This is a genomic window from Exiguobacterium sp. s89, from assembly GCF_018617735.1.
GTDB lineage: Bacteria > Bacillota > Bacilli > Exiguobacteriales > Exiguobacteriaceae > Exiguobacterium > Exiguobacterium marinum.
In genome coordinates, this window is sequence record NZ_JACSKS010000001.1 from 872,571 (window position 1) to 886,294 (window position 13,724).

Annotated in this window: 12 protein-coding genes, 1 other RNA gene and 1 other annotated feature; of the genes, 3 read left to right on the top strand and 10 right to left on the bottom strand. The window is 49.5% G+C overall.

The annotated features are described in order from the left end of the window. Window positions 1–21: 21 nt before the first annotated feature. The 3 genes from KNO96_RS04490 to KNO96_RS04500 all read right to left on the bottom strand — a co-directional run bounded on the left by KNO96_RS04490 (window position 22) and on the right by KNO96_RS04500 (window position 2,360). Window positions 22–789: a tRNA threonylcarbamoyladenosine dehydratase gene (locus tag KNO96_RS04490; RefSeq protein ID WP_026826437.1), complete on the bottom strand. Its 768-nt coding sequence runs from the start codon at window positions 787–789 to the stop codon at window positions 22–24. 95 nt (window positions 790–884) lie between these two features. Beyond that, a non-coding RNA gene (gene ssrS, locus KNO96_RS04495) (6S RNA) lies at window positions 885–1,071 on the bottom strand. Between the two features lie 74 nt (window positions 1,072–1,145). Beyond that, complete coding sequence (locus KNO96_RS04500; protein ID WP_214702359.1) at window positions 1,146–2,360, bottom strand: DASH family cryptochrome; 1,215 nt, start codon at window positions 2,358–2,360, stop codon at window positions 1,146–1,148. A gap of 335 nt (window positions 2,361–2,695) precedes the next feature. Between KNO96_RS04500 and KNO96_RS04505 the strand changes: the two genes are divergently transcribed. Further along, a complete protein-coding gene (locus KNO96_RS04505) occupies window positions 2,696–3,349 on the top strand; it encodes a DUF6198 family protein (RefSeq protein WP_214702361.1) in 654 nt (217 codons plus the stop codon). 24 nt (window positions 3,350–3,373) lie between these two features. On the opposite strand, the gene KNO96_RS04510 is transcribed toward KNO96_RS04505, so the two are convergent. Further along, window positions 3,374–4,414 (bottom strand): alcohol dehydrogenase family protein, encoded by a 1,041-nt coding sequence (locus tag KNO96_RS04510; protein ID WP_214702363.1) that lies wholly within the window; start codon window positions 4,412–4,414, stop codon window positions 3,374–3,376. 99 nt (window positions 4,415–4,513) lie between these two features. Next, the gene (locus KNO96_RS04515; protein ID WP_214702365.1) at window positions 4,514–6,226 is read right to left on the bottom strand and encodes an ABC transporter ATP-binding protein; all 1,713 of its coding nucleotides are present in this window, start codon (window positions 6,224–6,226) and stop codon (window positions 4,514–4,516) included. Between the two features lie 118 nt (window positions 6,227–6,344). Here KNO96_RS04515 and KNO96_RS04520 point away from each other — a divergent pair, with 118 nt between their 5' ends. Beyond that, a complete protein-coding gene (locus tag KNO96_RS04520) occupies window positions 6,345–6,695 on the top strand; it encodes an iron-sulfur cluster biosynthesis family protein (RefSeq protein WP_214702367.1) in 351 nt (116 codons plus the stop codon). Further along, complete coding sequence (locus tag KNO96_RS04525) at window positions 6,668–6,889, top strand: hypothetical protein (RefSeq protein ID WP_214702369.1); 222 nt, start codon at window positions 6,668–6,670, stop codon at window positions 6,887–6,889. The genes KNO96_RS04520 and KNO96_RS04525 overlap by 28 nt, the downstream gene beginning before the upstream one ends. A gap of 107 nt (window positions 6,890–6,996) precedes the next feature. On the opposite strand, the gene aspS is transcribed toward KNO96_RS04525, so the two are convergent. From aspS to KNO96_RS04550, 5 genes are all read right to left on the bottom strand, one after another. Beyond that, the gene (gene aspS, locus KNO96_RS04530) at window positions 6,997–8,769 is read right to left on the bottom strand and encodes an aspartate--tRNA ligase (RefSeq protein WP_214702371.1); all 1,773 of its coding nucleotides are present in this window, start codon (window positions 8,767–8,769) and stop codon (window positions 6,997–6,999) included. Next, window positions 8,766–10,046, bottom strand: a complete 1,281-nt coding sequence (hisS, locus tag KNO96_RS04535) for a histidine--tRNA ligase (RefSeq protein ID WP_251125048.1) — start codon at window positions 10,044–10,046, stop codon at window positions 8,766–8,768. Before hisS ends, aspS begins: the two co-directional genes overlap by 4 nt. Before the next feature lie 44 nt (window positions 10,047–10,090). Further along, window positions 10,091–10,325 (bottom strand) — a binding site (T-box leader). Window positions 10,326–10,363: 38 nt separating this feature from the next. Then, a complete protein-coding gene (gene dtd, locus KNO96_RS04540) occupies window positions 10,364–10,807 on the bottom strand; it encodes a D-aminoacyl-tRNA deacylase (RefSeq protein ID WP_214702376.1) in 444 nt (147 codons plus the stop codon). A gap of 16 nt (window positions 10,808–10,823) precedes the next feature. Further along, a complete protein-coding gene (locus KNO96_RS04545; protein WP_214702377.1) occupies window positions 10,824–13,013 on the bottom strand; it encodes a RelA/SpoT family protein in 2,190 nt (729 codons plus the stop codon). Between the two features lie 192 nt (window positions 13,014–13,205). Beyond that, complete coding sequence (locus KNO96_RS04550; protein WP_214702380.1) at window positions 13,206–13,724, bottom strand: adenine phosphoribosyltransferase; 519 nt, start codon at window positions 13,722–13,724, stop codon at window positions 13,206–13,208.

A 13,724-nucleotide genomic window follows, 5' to 3' on the forward strand; every position in this document is an offset into this window, starting at 1 on the left:
CTCACAACGAGTCGCGTCGTTTTACTTTTGGATTCGATTGATCTCGACTCCTGCTTGTTCGAGCAAGTCGTTAATGACGTAACCGGCAGCTACAAGTCCTGCGACCGATGGGACGAACGCGTTCGAGCTCGGTGGCATCTTTGCTTTCCGGATTGGAGCGTCTTTCTTCCCGACGACCTCGTTCACGTCTTCACGCGTCACAATTGGAGATTCGTCCGAGAAGACGACTGGGACCCCTTTATAAATCTTTTCTTTACGGAGACGTGTCCGAACCATCTTCGCAATCGGGTCATACGATGTATCTTTGATGTCGACGACTTTGATGCGAGTCGGGTCCATCTTGTTTGCCATCCCCATACTCGAGATGACAGGGATACCACGGCGCTTACACTCCACGATTAAATGGATCTTATAAATGATCGTGTCTGAAGCATCAATGACATAGTCGATGTTTTGAGCGAAGAATTCTTCGTACGTCTCTTCTGTATAAAACATCTTCAGTTGGACGAGGTCTAAGTCCGGGTTGATGTCGAGGAGACGCTTGCCCATCGCTTCTACTTTCGGTTGACCGACTGTCGACAACAACGCGTGGATTTGACGATTGACGTTCGTGATGTCGATGTCATCTTTATCGACGAGGACGATGCGTCCGACGCCACTGCGCACAAGTGCCTCGGCTGCGAATGAGCCGACGCCACCGACACCTAAAATCGCGACCGTTTTATTTTTTAAAGCATCGAGGCCTTCTGAACCGATGGCCAATTCATTTCGTGAAAACTGGTGTAACATGTTTCTTCCTCCAACCAATTCTATTTTCTCATACTATTTTACTCGGAATTATATTCAAAAAAAAGACGTCTCTCGACGTGTTCTCAAAAAAATCGATGGGGCCCGGAGTGCCGTGACGATGCCTTGCTTTTGAACCTGCGTATGCAGGTGGGTGACCTAGCGTTTCCTTCACAAGTCCTCCTGCACGTGATGAGGCAGTTGATCCGGTTAGCAGTTCGGTCTCCCGTATTCAAAGTGTTGGCTCAAAATAACGAAGGCGGCTCTCGTACACCTCAGGTATCCCATCTGTTGATTTAACTATAGCGCTTCTATAAAAAGAAGTCAATGAGAAACACCGACTTCTCGTGACAGTTTCGTCACAACCATTTGTTACGAAACGCACGGTCAGGATCGTACGTGAACTGTTGACGCTCGATGTTAAAATGCCGATTTCGTGAGTCGTTTCCAACACCCGCTTGATAAGCCCAATTCGCCCAATTACTAGCGACATCATAATCGATCAGCTTCGATTCAAAGTAGGCTGCTCCGTATCGCCAATCCTGCATTAACTCCTTAGCGAAATAGTTGGCAACGATTTGCCGACCCCGGTTCGACATCCACCCTGTTGCATTTAGCTCGCGCATGAACGCATCGACAAACTCCACTCCGGTATTGCCTCGTCGCCATTTCTCGATGATGTCAGAATCGACCCGCCACTCCTTCGGCTTCGAACGAATCCCCTGCTCCCGAAACAATCGTTTCCCTTGTTCAAGTGCGACCCATTGAAAAAACTCGCGCCACAACAACTCAAGGTAGAGCCAGTACGTCGATTCGTTCACACTATGTGTCCGCTCGTGCGCTTCTAATTCAAAGAAGACTCGACGCGGGGACAACGAGCCATTCGCCAAATACGGGGACAACTTTGTCGAATCGTCGACCCCGAATCCATTCCGTGTCTCTTTATACGTTCGAATCGGCACGGACAAATAATCATTCAACCGACGTTTTGCAGCTAATTCGCCACCTTTGAAGGGGAATGCCGTCCTCGGGTCTTGCTCGACTTCTTGAACTGGGAATGGGAACGTCACTTCGCGTTTAGACGCTGTCGCCTTTCGGGAGATGAGTTCACGTGGTCGTACATCATATTCGACTGCTTTACGGAACTCTGTAAACAGGAACGGCATCTTTTCAAATGGGACATCAACTTCTTCAAATAACGTAAACCCTTCGAACGTTTCGTACTCCCCCTCCCACTCCCCGATTACTTCTTCTTCACGCTTTCGTTCATTGTATCCGATTGCCCTTTGAAACAAGAGACGGTCGGTCGGGTCTAGTGTGTCGAGCGGATGCCCGACATGGACATACAACGGAATCCCAAGAGCATTCAATGAACCTGCCACGTCTTCTAACGTTTCTTTCAAAAAATGAAACCGTTCGTTCCCGAGCGGAATGACACCATATCGATTCTCAACGAGCTGCTTTGGACTGATAAAATAATGCCCTTCTATCGGATCATCATGTCGCAGCGCCTCCTCGAGTGGCAAGTGATCATCGACGCGTAAATCATTTTGGTACCATATAATTGTTTTCATGAAGAGACCTCCTCCATTACTTAGTATGATGGATGACAGTTTAGTACAAAAAGATTAGGATGTGTTTGAAAAATGTTTTCAAAACCAATTTGTGTGGAATATATTCATCTAGAAGAGAAAGGGGTGCTACTATGGCTAAGAAAGGTAAGATGGGATCATTAATCAAAGTCGCGACGGCGGTCGCACCGTTCGTCTACAAATATTATAAAAAGAATAAAGCTAAAAAATCACCGAAGAAATAACAATCTCGTCTCAGCTTTCACGCTGAGACGTTTTTTTCATGTTTTCAAATCGAGTGTGCTAAGATAAATCAATCATTTTATTGAAACGAGGCGATGTTCGTGCACGCAAGGTCTATCCACTTTTTACGTATTCTCTTCAAATGGGGCCTCTTCATGACCGGATTGTTCTTACTCGCACTCGGCTCATCGATCATGATCACGGCAAATCTCGGTGTCTCCACGTGGGACGTCCTTCATATCGGAATCGCTCACCATCTTCCGATTTCAATCGGAACGGTGATTTTATGCGTCGGTCTTTTACTCGTCCTATTTAAATACATACTTGACCGCATTCGTCCTCAGTTCGGGACGCTCGTCAACGCGGTTTTCGTCGGGGTATTCATGAACTTGATTTTAAATGAGCAATGGCTTCCTGTTTTCGAAGGGATGATCATGAATATCGTTTGGCTCACATTCGGCATATTTGTGATGGGTATGGGAGCTGGTCTGTACGTCGCTGTCGGGTATGGTGCCGGTCCCCGCGATGGATTGACGCTTGCCTTAGCAGACCGTTTCCAAATGTCTGTCCGTGCCATGCGGACTTGGATGGAGTTGACTGCTTGTCTTATAGGCTGGGCGCTCGGCGGACCGCTCTTCTTCGGCACCGTCCTATCGATTTTCCTCATCGGTCCGTTCTTCCAGTTTTGGTTAGAACGGTTCCGCCTGTTCATCGCCTACGTCGATCGTCTCAAAGTAAAATTTGCATAAAAAGAGAGGGGGGGCCCTCTCTTTTTATATGTTCGGAATCAAGACAATCTTTCCGAACTTACCCGATTGTTTGAAGTACGTTTGCGCCTCTCGTGCCTCTTCAAGCGGGAACGTCCGATCAATGACCGGTTTTAGCTTCCCTTCAGCAATCGAACGCAACATTTCGGCAAACTCATGACGTGTCCCGAGGACAGACCCGTACATCGCAATATGCTTCAAGTACAGTGTCCGGAAGTCGAGATGGGTCGTCTGTCCGCCGGCAGAACCGGAAATGCAGAATTTCCCACCCTTCTTCAATACTTGAAGGGACATATCAAACAACGCATCCCCGACGACATCAAGCACGGCATCGATCGGACCGTCGTTCGCGGCAATGATATCATCGGCGAGCGTCTCAGAACGATAGGAAAAAACTTCAGTCGCCCCGAACGCTTTCAATTCTTGCTCGTTTTTCAAATCAACGACAATGGCGAACACTTTCGCACCGAAAACGTTCGCAGCAATCTGAACGTTGAGCGAACCGACACCACCGCTCGCACCTGTGACGACAATCGTCTCACCGGAACGAATGTGTAACTGCTCATTCATATGCCACGCTGTGAGTCCGCTCACGGAAAAAACCGCACTTTCGACAAAATCATCGAGTGGCATATCAAAACAAAGGTCGGCCGGCCAGGCAACGTATTCTGCATAACCTCCGTCATATTCTGAGCCAATAAAGGACATATCGTCTGACAAGTGTTCTTTCCGTTCAGGTCCGCTCGAGGTGAACGGAAACAAGACGACATGTCGGCCAATCATCGTTTGATCGACCTCGTCCCCAACCTCGACGACTTCTCCCGTGATGTCTGAACCGGGAATGCGGGGAAAATGGACGCCTTCCGGGCGCCAACCTGACTTTTCGCCAGTTCCATACGCCCCTTCTCGCATCCAAATCTCGGTATTGTTAATGGCACAGGCGCGCACCTTGATCAGTACTTCTCCCGCTTTCGGTGTCGGTTTTTGGATATCGACCACTTGAAGTTGATCGACATCCCCATATCCTACGACTTGCACAGCTTTCATGGTGTATCTGCCTCCTTCTCTTTCGTTCATCCATATGTATTTACCCACGAACCATTCATATCACGCCCAAAAGGTCACCATTCTCAGGTGACCCTCCGTTTAAAGCTGTTGGCGTTGTAATAGATTTGTGAAGACGCCACCTTTTTGGCTGAGCTCTTCATGTGTCCCGTCCTCGACGATTCCTTCGGCCGTCACGACGAGGATCCGATCGGCATTCTTCACCGTCGCCAAGCGGTGAGCGATGATGAGCGTCGTCCGATTCGCCGCCAGTTCATTGAGTGAATCTTGAATGATGGCCTCGGTTTCTGTGTCGAGCGCCGAAGTCGCCTCATCCAAAATCAAGATCGGCGGATTTTTCAAGAACATACGTGCGATAGCGATTCGTTGTTTCTGACCACCGGAGAGCTTGAGTCCTCGTTCCCCGATTTGTGTGTCGAGACCGTGTTCGAGCTCCTCGACAAGCGTCCCGAGATGCGCCTTCTCTACCGCATACATGATATCGGCATCGGTCGCATCAAGCTTCCCATAAGCGATATTCTCACGCAATGTACCCGCAAACAAGAAGACGTCCTGTTGAACGATTCCGATTTGACGACGTAAACTCTCTTTCGTCATATCACGGATGTCCATCCCGTCAATCGAGATAGCACCCTTTGTGACGTCATAAAAACGAGGGATGAGTGAACAGATTGTCGTCTTACCTGCCCCGCTCGTCCCGACCAAGGCCACGGTCGTCCCTTCCTTGATCGACAAGTCAATGTCCGTCAACACTTGGCGATAATCCGAGTATCCGAACGAGACGTCGTCGAAGACGATATCGCCTTTCAACGTCTCAACATCAACCGCTTCGTCGCGATTCTTAATATCCGGTTCTTCGTCTAAAAGTTGCGTGAAGCGTTTAAATCCTGCCATGCCTTTCGGATACATCTCTAAAAGTGCCGTGATCTTCTCGATCGGCTTGATGAGTAAGTTCATGTACAAGATGAATCCGACGAGCTGACCGTAAGACAACTGTCCTTCATACGTCAAATACGCTCCGTAAACGAGGACGAGTAACGTCATGAGACGCGTCGTGATGTAGATTCCGGCGAGTGACTTACTCATGACCCGATACGCTTCAATCTTCGAGCCGCGATAGAAGTTGTTGTCCTTTTGGAAACGTCCGATCTCAAACGTCTCATTCGTGAACGACTGCACGACACGTGCCCCTGACACACTGTCCTCAACGCGTGCGTTCACTTCCCCGATATTCGTGTACATCTTTTGCCATGCTTTGTTCATGTTTTTATTCGCATACGTGATCATGATGATGAGGAATGGTACCGCGACAACGGTGACGAGTGCGAGTTCTGGGTCAATCGAGAACATAATCCCGAACGCACCAAGTAACGTCATGATGGCGATAAAGAAGTCTTCCGGCCCGTGGTGCGCCACTTCCCCGATATCGAACAAGTCGTTCGTGACCCGGCTCATCAAATGCCCGGTCTTATGGTTGTCAAAGAAGCGGAACGACTGTTTATGGATATGCGTGAACAACTCTTCTCGCATGTCTGTCTCGATGTTGATTCCTAGCTTATGTCCCCAATAGTTGACGACATACTGCATCATCATGGCCAATATGTAAAGAATCAACAGACCGATGCTGACAATGATAATCCAGTTCCATTCCCCACCTGGCAACAAGTCATCGATGAACCATTGAACGGCGAGCGGAAACCCGAGTTCAAGCAGTCCGACGAGAATCGCGAATGAAAAGTCGAGGATGAATAACTTCTTATGTGGCCGATAATAACTAAAAAAACGTGCAAACATTCTCTTACCCCCTTCTAAACATTAAGTGTACGCTTTTTTCCGAAAGGTGGAAAACAGGATGCATCCCTTTTTCATTCTTTTTTCAATCGGCGTATAATGAAGGTAAGGAGTGATACACATGCATGTACACATTACAGAACGCGCGCTCGAACGAATCGAGTCGTTGAAAGGCGAACGCGAGGGACAGATGCACCTCTTTTACGAGACGGAAGGTTGCGGCTGTGGAAACAGTGGAATCTTCGAGATTCGATACGTCACAGAGAAGACACCGGAAGACGTCGAGATCGACTCGAACCTCGGTCCAATCTTAATAAAAAACTGGACGAAAGTGTTTTTAGACGAACAGATGAAAATTGATTTCCTTGAAGACCGTCGTACGCTCGTCTTGAAGAGTGACGGGCAAGTGTTCAATTCGAATCTACTCGTCACGGACGGCACCGGTTGTCAGTTGAACGTCCCGAGCCGATGAAACAGACACTGAAACAACATCCGAGACTGTTGGTGCTCTTCTTCTTGAGCTTCGGTCTCGGACTGTTCGGAATCTATCTGGCGTTTACCGACTCGGTTTACACGATGTCTGCTGTCATCGCCTCGCTGTTTGCGTTCGGTTTCGCGTTGCAGCGAACAGCGAAATATATGCAGCGAGAAGAGGATAAACGTTAACAAGAGTATGTGTTCCGATTAAATATCTACCATCTCGTGTTGAATCCAAAATCCGTTTCACACATACAAAAAACGAGGATTGCCATGGCAACCCTCGTTTTTTGTGCTTATTTTTTCTCTTTCACTGCCGTACGAATCGACAACTCTTCAAGTTGCGCGTCCACGACAGGACTCGGTGCTTGCGTGAGCAAGTCGCTTGCCGATGCCGTTTTCGGGAAGGCGATCGTGTCGCGAAGGTTTGAGCGGCCTGCAAGAATCATGACGAGACGGTCGAGACCGAGTGCGATTCCCGCGTGTGGTGGTGTACCGTATTCGAACGCTTCGAGTAAGAAGCCGAACTGTTCAACCGCTTCTTCTTGCGTGAAGCCGAGCAATTTGAACATGCGCTCCTGGATGTCACGCTCATAAATACGCTGTGAGCCGCCACCGAGCTCGTACCCGTTCAAGACAAGGTCATAGGCGATTGCGCGAACGCTTGCCGGATCTGTCTCGAGAAGGTGAAGGTCTTCACGGTTTGGCATCGTGAATGGGTGGTGGTTCGCGTAGAAGCGACCGTCTTCTTCTTCAAACGTCACGAGTGGGAAGTCCGTCACCCATAGGAAGTTGAACTTCGACTCGTCGATGAGACCGAGTTCGTGTCCGAGTTTGACGCGGAGTGCGCCAAGGCTGTCTGCGACGACAGTCGGTTTCGATGCGACAAAGAGAAGAAGGTCACCCGCTTCTGCATTCGTTGCTTCGATCAACTTTTGCGCATACGTTTCATCGAAGAACTTCGCAATTGGCCCGTTCAAGCCTTCCGTTGTCACTTTGAGCCATGCGAGACCTTTCGCACCGTATACCGCTGTGAACTCTTGGAGCTTGTCGATGTCTTTACGTGAGAAATTGTCCGCCTCACCTTTGACGTTGATCGCTTTGACTTGTCCGTTTGATTCGAGTGCCGCGTCGAACACTTTGAAGCCGGCACCTGTCACGGCGTCCGCCACGTCGATGAGTTCAAGACCGAAACGTGTGTCCGGCTTATCTGAACCGAAGCGACGCATCGCTTCAGCATGAGTCATGCGCTCGAACTTCGCCGGTGTGTCCGTACGACCGAGCGTCGATTCCATGACTTGTCCCATCATCGATTCCATCATCGCCATCAAGTCTTCGATGTCCATGAAGCTCGTCTCGATGTCGACTTGTGTGAATTCAGGCTGACGGTCTGCACGAAGGTCCTCGTCACGGAAACAGCGCGCGATTTGGAAGTAACGGTCAAACCCTGCGACCATGAGCAACTGTTTGAAGAGCTGCGGTGATTGTGGGAGTGCGTAAAACTCTCCACCGTGGACACGGCTCGGTACGAGGTAGTCACGTGCGCCTTCAGGTGTCGACTTCGTCAAAATCGGTGTTTCGACTTCAAGGAACTCCTCTTCTGTCAAGAAGTTACGGATCGTGTTCGACGTCTTCGAACGAAGGCGGAACGTCTCTTGAAGCGCCGGACGACGAAGGTCGAGGTAACGATATTTAAGACGAAGGTCTTCTGAAACGTTTTCCGCTTCGTCCCCGATTGGGATTGGTGTCATCTTCGCCGCGTTCAAGATGTTGATCTCAGACGCGATGACTTCGATGTTTCCTGTCGGCATGTTCGGGTTCTTGTTCTCACGCTCGAGCACTGTCCCTTTCACGTCGAGGACGAACTCGCTACGAATCGTCTCTGCGAGTTGGTGGACTGCTTCGTTTTCTGGGCGAACGACGACTTGGACGATCCCTGTGCGGTCACGAAGGTCGATGAATATGAGTCCTCCGAGGTCACGACGTTTTTGTACCCATCCTTTAAGTTGTACTTCTTGGCCGATGAGTGACTCTGTCACCCGGCCGTTCATATGTGTGCGTCCGATCATTGTGCTGCTCCTTCCGATAGTTCACGAATTTTGTCTGCGACGGCCGAGAGTGGCACGTCAACTTGTTCACCAGTCGTCATATCTTTCAAGGCGGCTGCCCCGCGTTCGACTTCATCATCTCCTAAGATGACTGTAAACTTGGCTTTCAGGCGGTCCGCCTGCTTGAACTGTCCTTTGAACTTGCGCCCTTGGTAATCTCGGTCTGCCTTGAACCCTTCCATGCGGAGTAGTTGCAAGAGGCGTGTCGCCGTCAATTCGACTTCTTTCTCACCTTGCGCGACGATGAAGACGTCAAGTCCTGTCTCGAGTTCAGGTAAGACCCCTTCATTCTCCAAGGCGAGGATGAGACGTTCCAACCCGATCCCAAAACCGATTCCCGGCATGTCTGGTCCACCGATGTCTTGCACGAGACCGTTGTAGCGTCCGCCGCCACAAAGTGTCGTGATGGCTCCGAAACCTTCTGCCTCGGACATGATTTCAAACGCCGTGTGCGTGTAGTAATCGAGCCCACGAACGAGCGTCGGGTCAATTTCATAGGTGACACCAAGTGCATCGAGTTGTGCGAGCACTTGGTCGAAATATGCTTTCGACTCTTCATTTAAATATTCAAGGATCGACGGTGCCGTCTTCATCGACGGGTGATCGCGGTCGACTTTACAATCCAAGATGCGAAGCGGATTCTTATACAAACGTGACTGACAGTCTTGGCAAAGTTCACCTGCCACCGGCTCGAAGTGACGGATAAGCGCATCGCGGTGGGCGTTGCGGCTTTCCGCGTCCCCAAGCGAATTGACGACGACTTTGATTTTCTGAAGCCCAAACGACTTGTAGATTGAGTAAGCGAGGCTGATGACCTCCGCGTCAACGGCCGGGTCGCTACTGCCGATCGCTTCGACACCGTATTGGTGAAGCTGACGGAAGCGGCCTTTTTGCGGACGCTCATAGCGGAACATCGGTCCCATGTAGTAGAGCTTCGTCGGTTGGTCCGGATTCCCGAACAATTTGTTCGTCACGAACGCACGCACGACAGAGGCCGTCCCTTCTGGGCGAAGCGTATACTCGTCTTTCCCTTTCTTCACGAGCGTGAACATCTCTTTTTGGACGATGTCCGTCGTCTCCCCGACACTACGTGTAAACAGGTTCGTCGTTTCAAAGATTGGTGTGCGGATCTCTTTATAGTTGTAACGGGCGCTCATGTCGCGAAGTTTTTCCTCGACATATTGCCACGTCTCGACCGTGCCCGGAAGCAGGTCTTGTGTACCGCGTGGTGCTTTCATCATCACATTTCCCTCCTTAAAAATACAAAAAAGGCCCTCGTCCGCAAAGGGACGAGAGCCTGTGTAAGTTTCCCGTGGTACCACCCTCGTTGCAGAGCCATCACTTGAAACTCTGCCACTCGAAATCGGTTAACGCCCGATGAGACGGCTCCCCCTACTCGCTTTCAAAGGAGCACCTCCAAAGTGTCGTTCGGGTCATCATCCAGTCGATGCTTTCAGCCAAGGCATCGCTCTCTTTGCTGGTGGGTTGACCGTACTCTTCTTTATCGTAGGTGTTTGACTATATGCTTCATGATGCCGAATCAAGCCGGTATCTGTCAAGCGTTTTTTTCGAGCATGAGTGTGACCGGTCCGTCATTGACAAGTGCGACGTCCATCATCTCACCGAAGCGTCCCGTCTCGACGACGAGTCCATTTGACCGAAGTCGCTCGTTGAACTTTTCATAGAGCGTCTCGGCCATGTCCGGTTTCGCTGCCTTTGTGAAAGCAGGTCGCCGCCCCTTCATCGTATCTCCATATAGTGTGAACTGGGAAACAGACAAAATTTGACCGGACACATCTTGAATCGATAAGTTCATCTTTTCTTGATCGTCTTCGAAGACGCGAAGTCCCGTCACCTTGTCGGCGAGCCAGTTGACTTCTTCTTCAGTATCTTCATGTGTCACGCCGATGAGAAGCAAGTACCCGGCATTGATTGCCCCGACGACTTCTTCCTCGACTGTGACCGATGCTTTTTTCACTCGTTGCAATAATACACGCACGTTTCTCTTCCTTTCGTCACGTCATCATGACTCGGCTGACCGAATACACGTCTGAGATTTGTTTGATGCGCTCGACGACTTTCTGCAGGTGATTCACGTTTGGAATCGAGATCGTCATCGAGATGCGGGCTTGTTTGTTTTGGTCGCCCCGACCGCTGACGGCAATGATATTCGTATTCGTCGCCGACACGGCCTGAAGGACATCGTTCAGGAGTCCTGAGCGGTCATATCCAGTGATTTCGATATCGACGTTATAGTTTTTCTCTTTCGCCTGACCAACTTCCCATTCGACATCAAGGAGACGCTCTGGGTGTTGCTCGTTGACGATGTTCAAGCAATCTTTCCGATGAATCGAGACCCCGCGTCCACGGGTGATATACCCGACGATTTCGTCGCCTGGGACCGGGTTACAGCAACGGCTCATCCGAACGAGCATGTTGTCGATCCCTTTGACCGTCACGCCTGCTTCCGTCGTCTTTTTCTTCGGTGACTGACTGACTTTTAACTCGCTGATGGCTTCTGATAGCTCGAGCTTCGGCTCTTTTCGCTGCTTCTCTGTCAACTTATGCGCGACTTGAGCGGCAGTGATCCCTTGATAACCGACAGCGGCATACATCTCTTCTTCATTCCCAAAGTTGAATTTCTCGACGACGATACTGAGTGCCGGCTCGTCGATTACTTCTTTCGGTTCGAATCCAAGCTTTTTGATTTCCGCCTCGACGAGATCTTTCCCTTTCTCGACATTCTCTTCACGCTGTTGGCGTTTGAACCATTGGCGAATCTTATTCTTCGCCTGACTCGAAACGGCGAGCTTCAACCAGTCCTTACTCGGACCGTAACTGTGCTTCGACGTGATGATTTCAATGATGTCGCCCGTCTCGAGCTTATAGTCGAGCGGGACCATCCGTCCGTTCACTTTTGCCCCCGTCATCCGGTGCCCGATCTCCGTATGGATTCGGTAAGCATAGTCAATCGGAACAGAGCCTTTTGGTAACTCGAACACGTCCCCTTTTGGCGTGAACACGTAAAGCATGTCACTAAAGAAGTCGACCTTGAGGGACTCCATGAATTCTTCTGCATCCGTCGTGTCTTTTTGAAGCTCAAGAATCTCACGAAGGTGCGCGATTTTCTCGTCGAATCCGTTCGTCGAGACATTCTTCCCTTCTTTATACGCCCAGTGTGCCGCAATCCCGAACTCGGCGATGAAATGCATATCCTTCGTTCGAATCTGGACTTCGAGCGGTTCACCCTTAGGACCGATCACCGTCGTATGGAGCGACTGGTACATGTTCGGTTTCGGCATGGCAATATAATCTTTGAATCGTCCTGGCATCGGTTTGTATTGCGTGTGGATGATTCCGAGCACCGCATAACAATCACGAATCGAGTCAACGATAATCCGGACCGCCATCAAATCATAAATTTCATTAAATTCTTTTTTGTGCTTGAACATTTTATTGTAGATGGAATAGATATGTTTCGGCCGACCGTTTACATCGGCATCGATGTGCACTTCTTCAAGAACTCCGTTCACTTCTGTGATGACAGAAGTGACGAGCGCTTCTCGTTCCGTCCGTTTTTGTTTCATCATCGAGACGATCTTGTAGTATTGCTGCGGGTTGATATATCGTAACGAAATATCTTCGAGCTCCCACTTGATCGTCGAGATCCCCATCCGGTGTGCGAGCGGTGCAAAGATTTCAAGCGTTTCTTCTGCCTTTTGGACTTGTTTCTCTTTCGGCATATGCTGAAGTGTACGCATGTTATGGAGACGGTCCGCAAGTTTGATCAAGATGACGCGCACATCTTCGGCCATCGCGATAATCATCTTCCGGTGGTTCTCTGCGAGTTCTTCTTTTTTCGATTTATATTTGATTTTACCAAGTTTCGTGACCCCATCTACAAGCATGGCCACATCCGGACCGAAATCATCCGTCAATTGCTGTAACGAAATATCCGTGTCTTCGACAACATCATGCAAGAGCGCTCCGATGATCGTCGTGGCATCTAAGCCGATATCAACGAGAATGCCGGCCACTTGGACCGGATGGAGGATATAGGGCTCGCCCGAACGTCGGAACTGACCGGTATGATGAAGTTTTGCGTATTCGTAAGCGCGTTTCACTTCGGCAATATCGTCGTCACCCATATACTCCCCGAGCGCGTCGAGAAGATCCTCAATACTTACGATTTGTTTTTTGGTCATAACATTCGACACCCTTTTTCTTACCGCTCCAATCGACTCAGATTCGTCGCAGCATGGTAGTAGTTTATGTTCAAGATTCTCTAATTTTTATAACCATTATCGAAAAAATCTGACGACCTGTCAAAGGTTGTCGGTTATTTTCCTCAAAAACTATTCAAAAACGGGAAGCATCTGCTTCCCGTTCAAAAAAAATCAGTCTTCGTATCGGATGAGTGAGAAGATGTCGTATCCTTCAAGACGCTCTCGTCCACCGAGTCCGTCGAGTTCGATCAAGAACCCGATTCCTGCCACAACTCCACCGAGCTGCTCAATCATTTTGATTGTCGCTTCAATCGTTCCACCTGTTGCGAGCAAATCATCAAGAATGACAACTTGTTGTCCAGGTTTGATTGAATCTTTGTGCATCGTTAAGATGTCCGTTCCGTACTCGAGACCGTATGATACACGAACTGTCTCACGCGGTAACTTTCCTTCTTTACGTACTGGTACAAACCCGAGTTCGAGCGCATAGGCTGCCGGGCAACCGACGACAAACCCGCGCGCTTCCGGTCCAGCAATCAACTCTGCTCCACGCTCACGTGCATAAGCGACGAGCTCATCTACTGATTTCTTGTAGACTTCGCCATCTTGCATGAGTGACGTGATATCTTTGAAGCTGATTCCTTCCTTCGGATAATCTGCTACTTCTTTAATATGCTGTTTGAAATCCAT

Coding starts and splice junctions, on each gene's coding strand:
- KNO96_RS04520 (WP_214702367.1), top strand. CDS start 6,345: ATGCATGTACACATTACAGAACGCGCGCTCGAACGAATCGAGTCGTTG.
- KNO96_RS04490 (WP_026826437.1), bottom strand. CDS start 789: ATGTTACACCAGTTTTCACGAAATGAATTGGCCATCGGTTCAGAAGGC.
- hisS (WP_251125048.1), bottom strand. CDS start 10,046: ATGAAAGCACCACGCGGTACACAAGACCTGCTTCCGGGCACGGTCGAG.
- KNO96_RS04500 (WP_214702359.1), bottom strand. CDS start 2,360: ATGAAAACAATTATATGGTACCAAAATGATTTACGCGTCGATGATCAC.
- KNO96_RS04505 (WP_214702361.1), top strand. CDS start 2,696: ATGTTCGTGCACGCAAGGTCTATCCACTTTTTACGTATTCTCTTCAAA.
- aspS (WP_214702371.1), bottom strand. CDS start 8,769: ATGATCGGACGCACACATATGAACGGCCGGGTGACAGAGTCACTCATC.
- KNO96_RS04515 (WP_214702365.1), bottom strand. CDS start 6,226: ATGTTTGCACGTTTTTTTAGTTATTATCGGCCACATAAGAAGTTATTC.
- KNO96_RS04545 (WP_214702377.1), bottom strand. CDS start 13,013: ATGACCAAAAAACAAATCGTAAGTATTGAGGATCTTCTCGACGCGCTC.
- KNO96_RS04550 (WP_214702380.1), bottom strand. CDS start 13,724: ATGGATTTCAAACAGCATATTAAAGAAGTAGCAGATTATCCGAAGGAA.
- KNO96_RS04510 (WP_214702363.1), bottom strand. CDS start 4,414: ATGAAAGCTGTGCAAGTCGTAGGATATGGGGATGTCGATCAACTTCAA.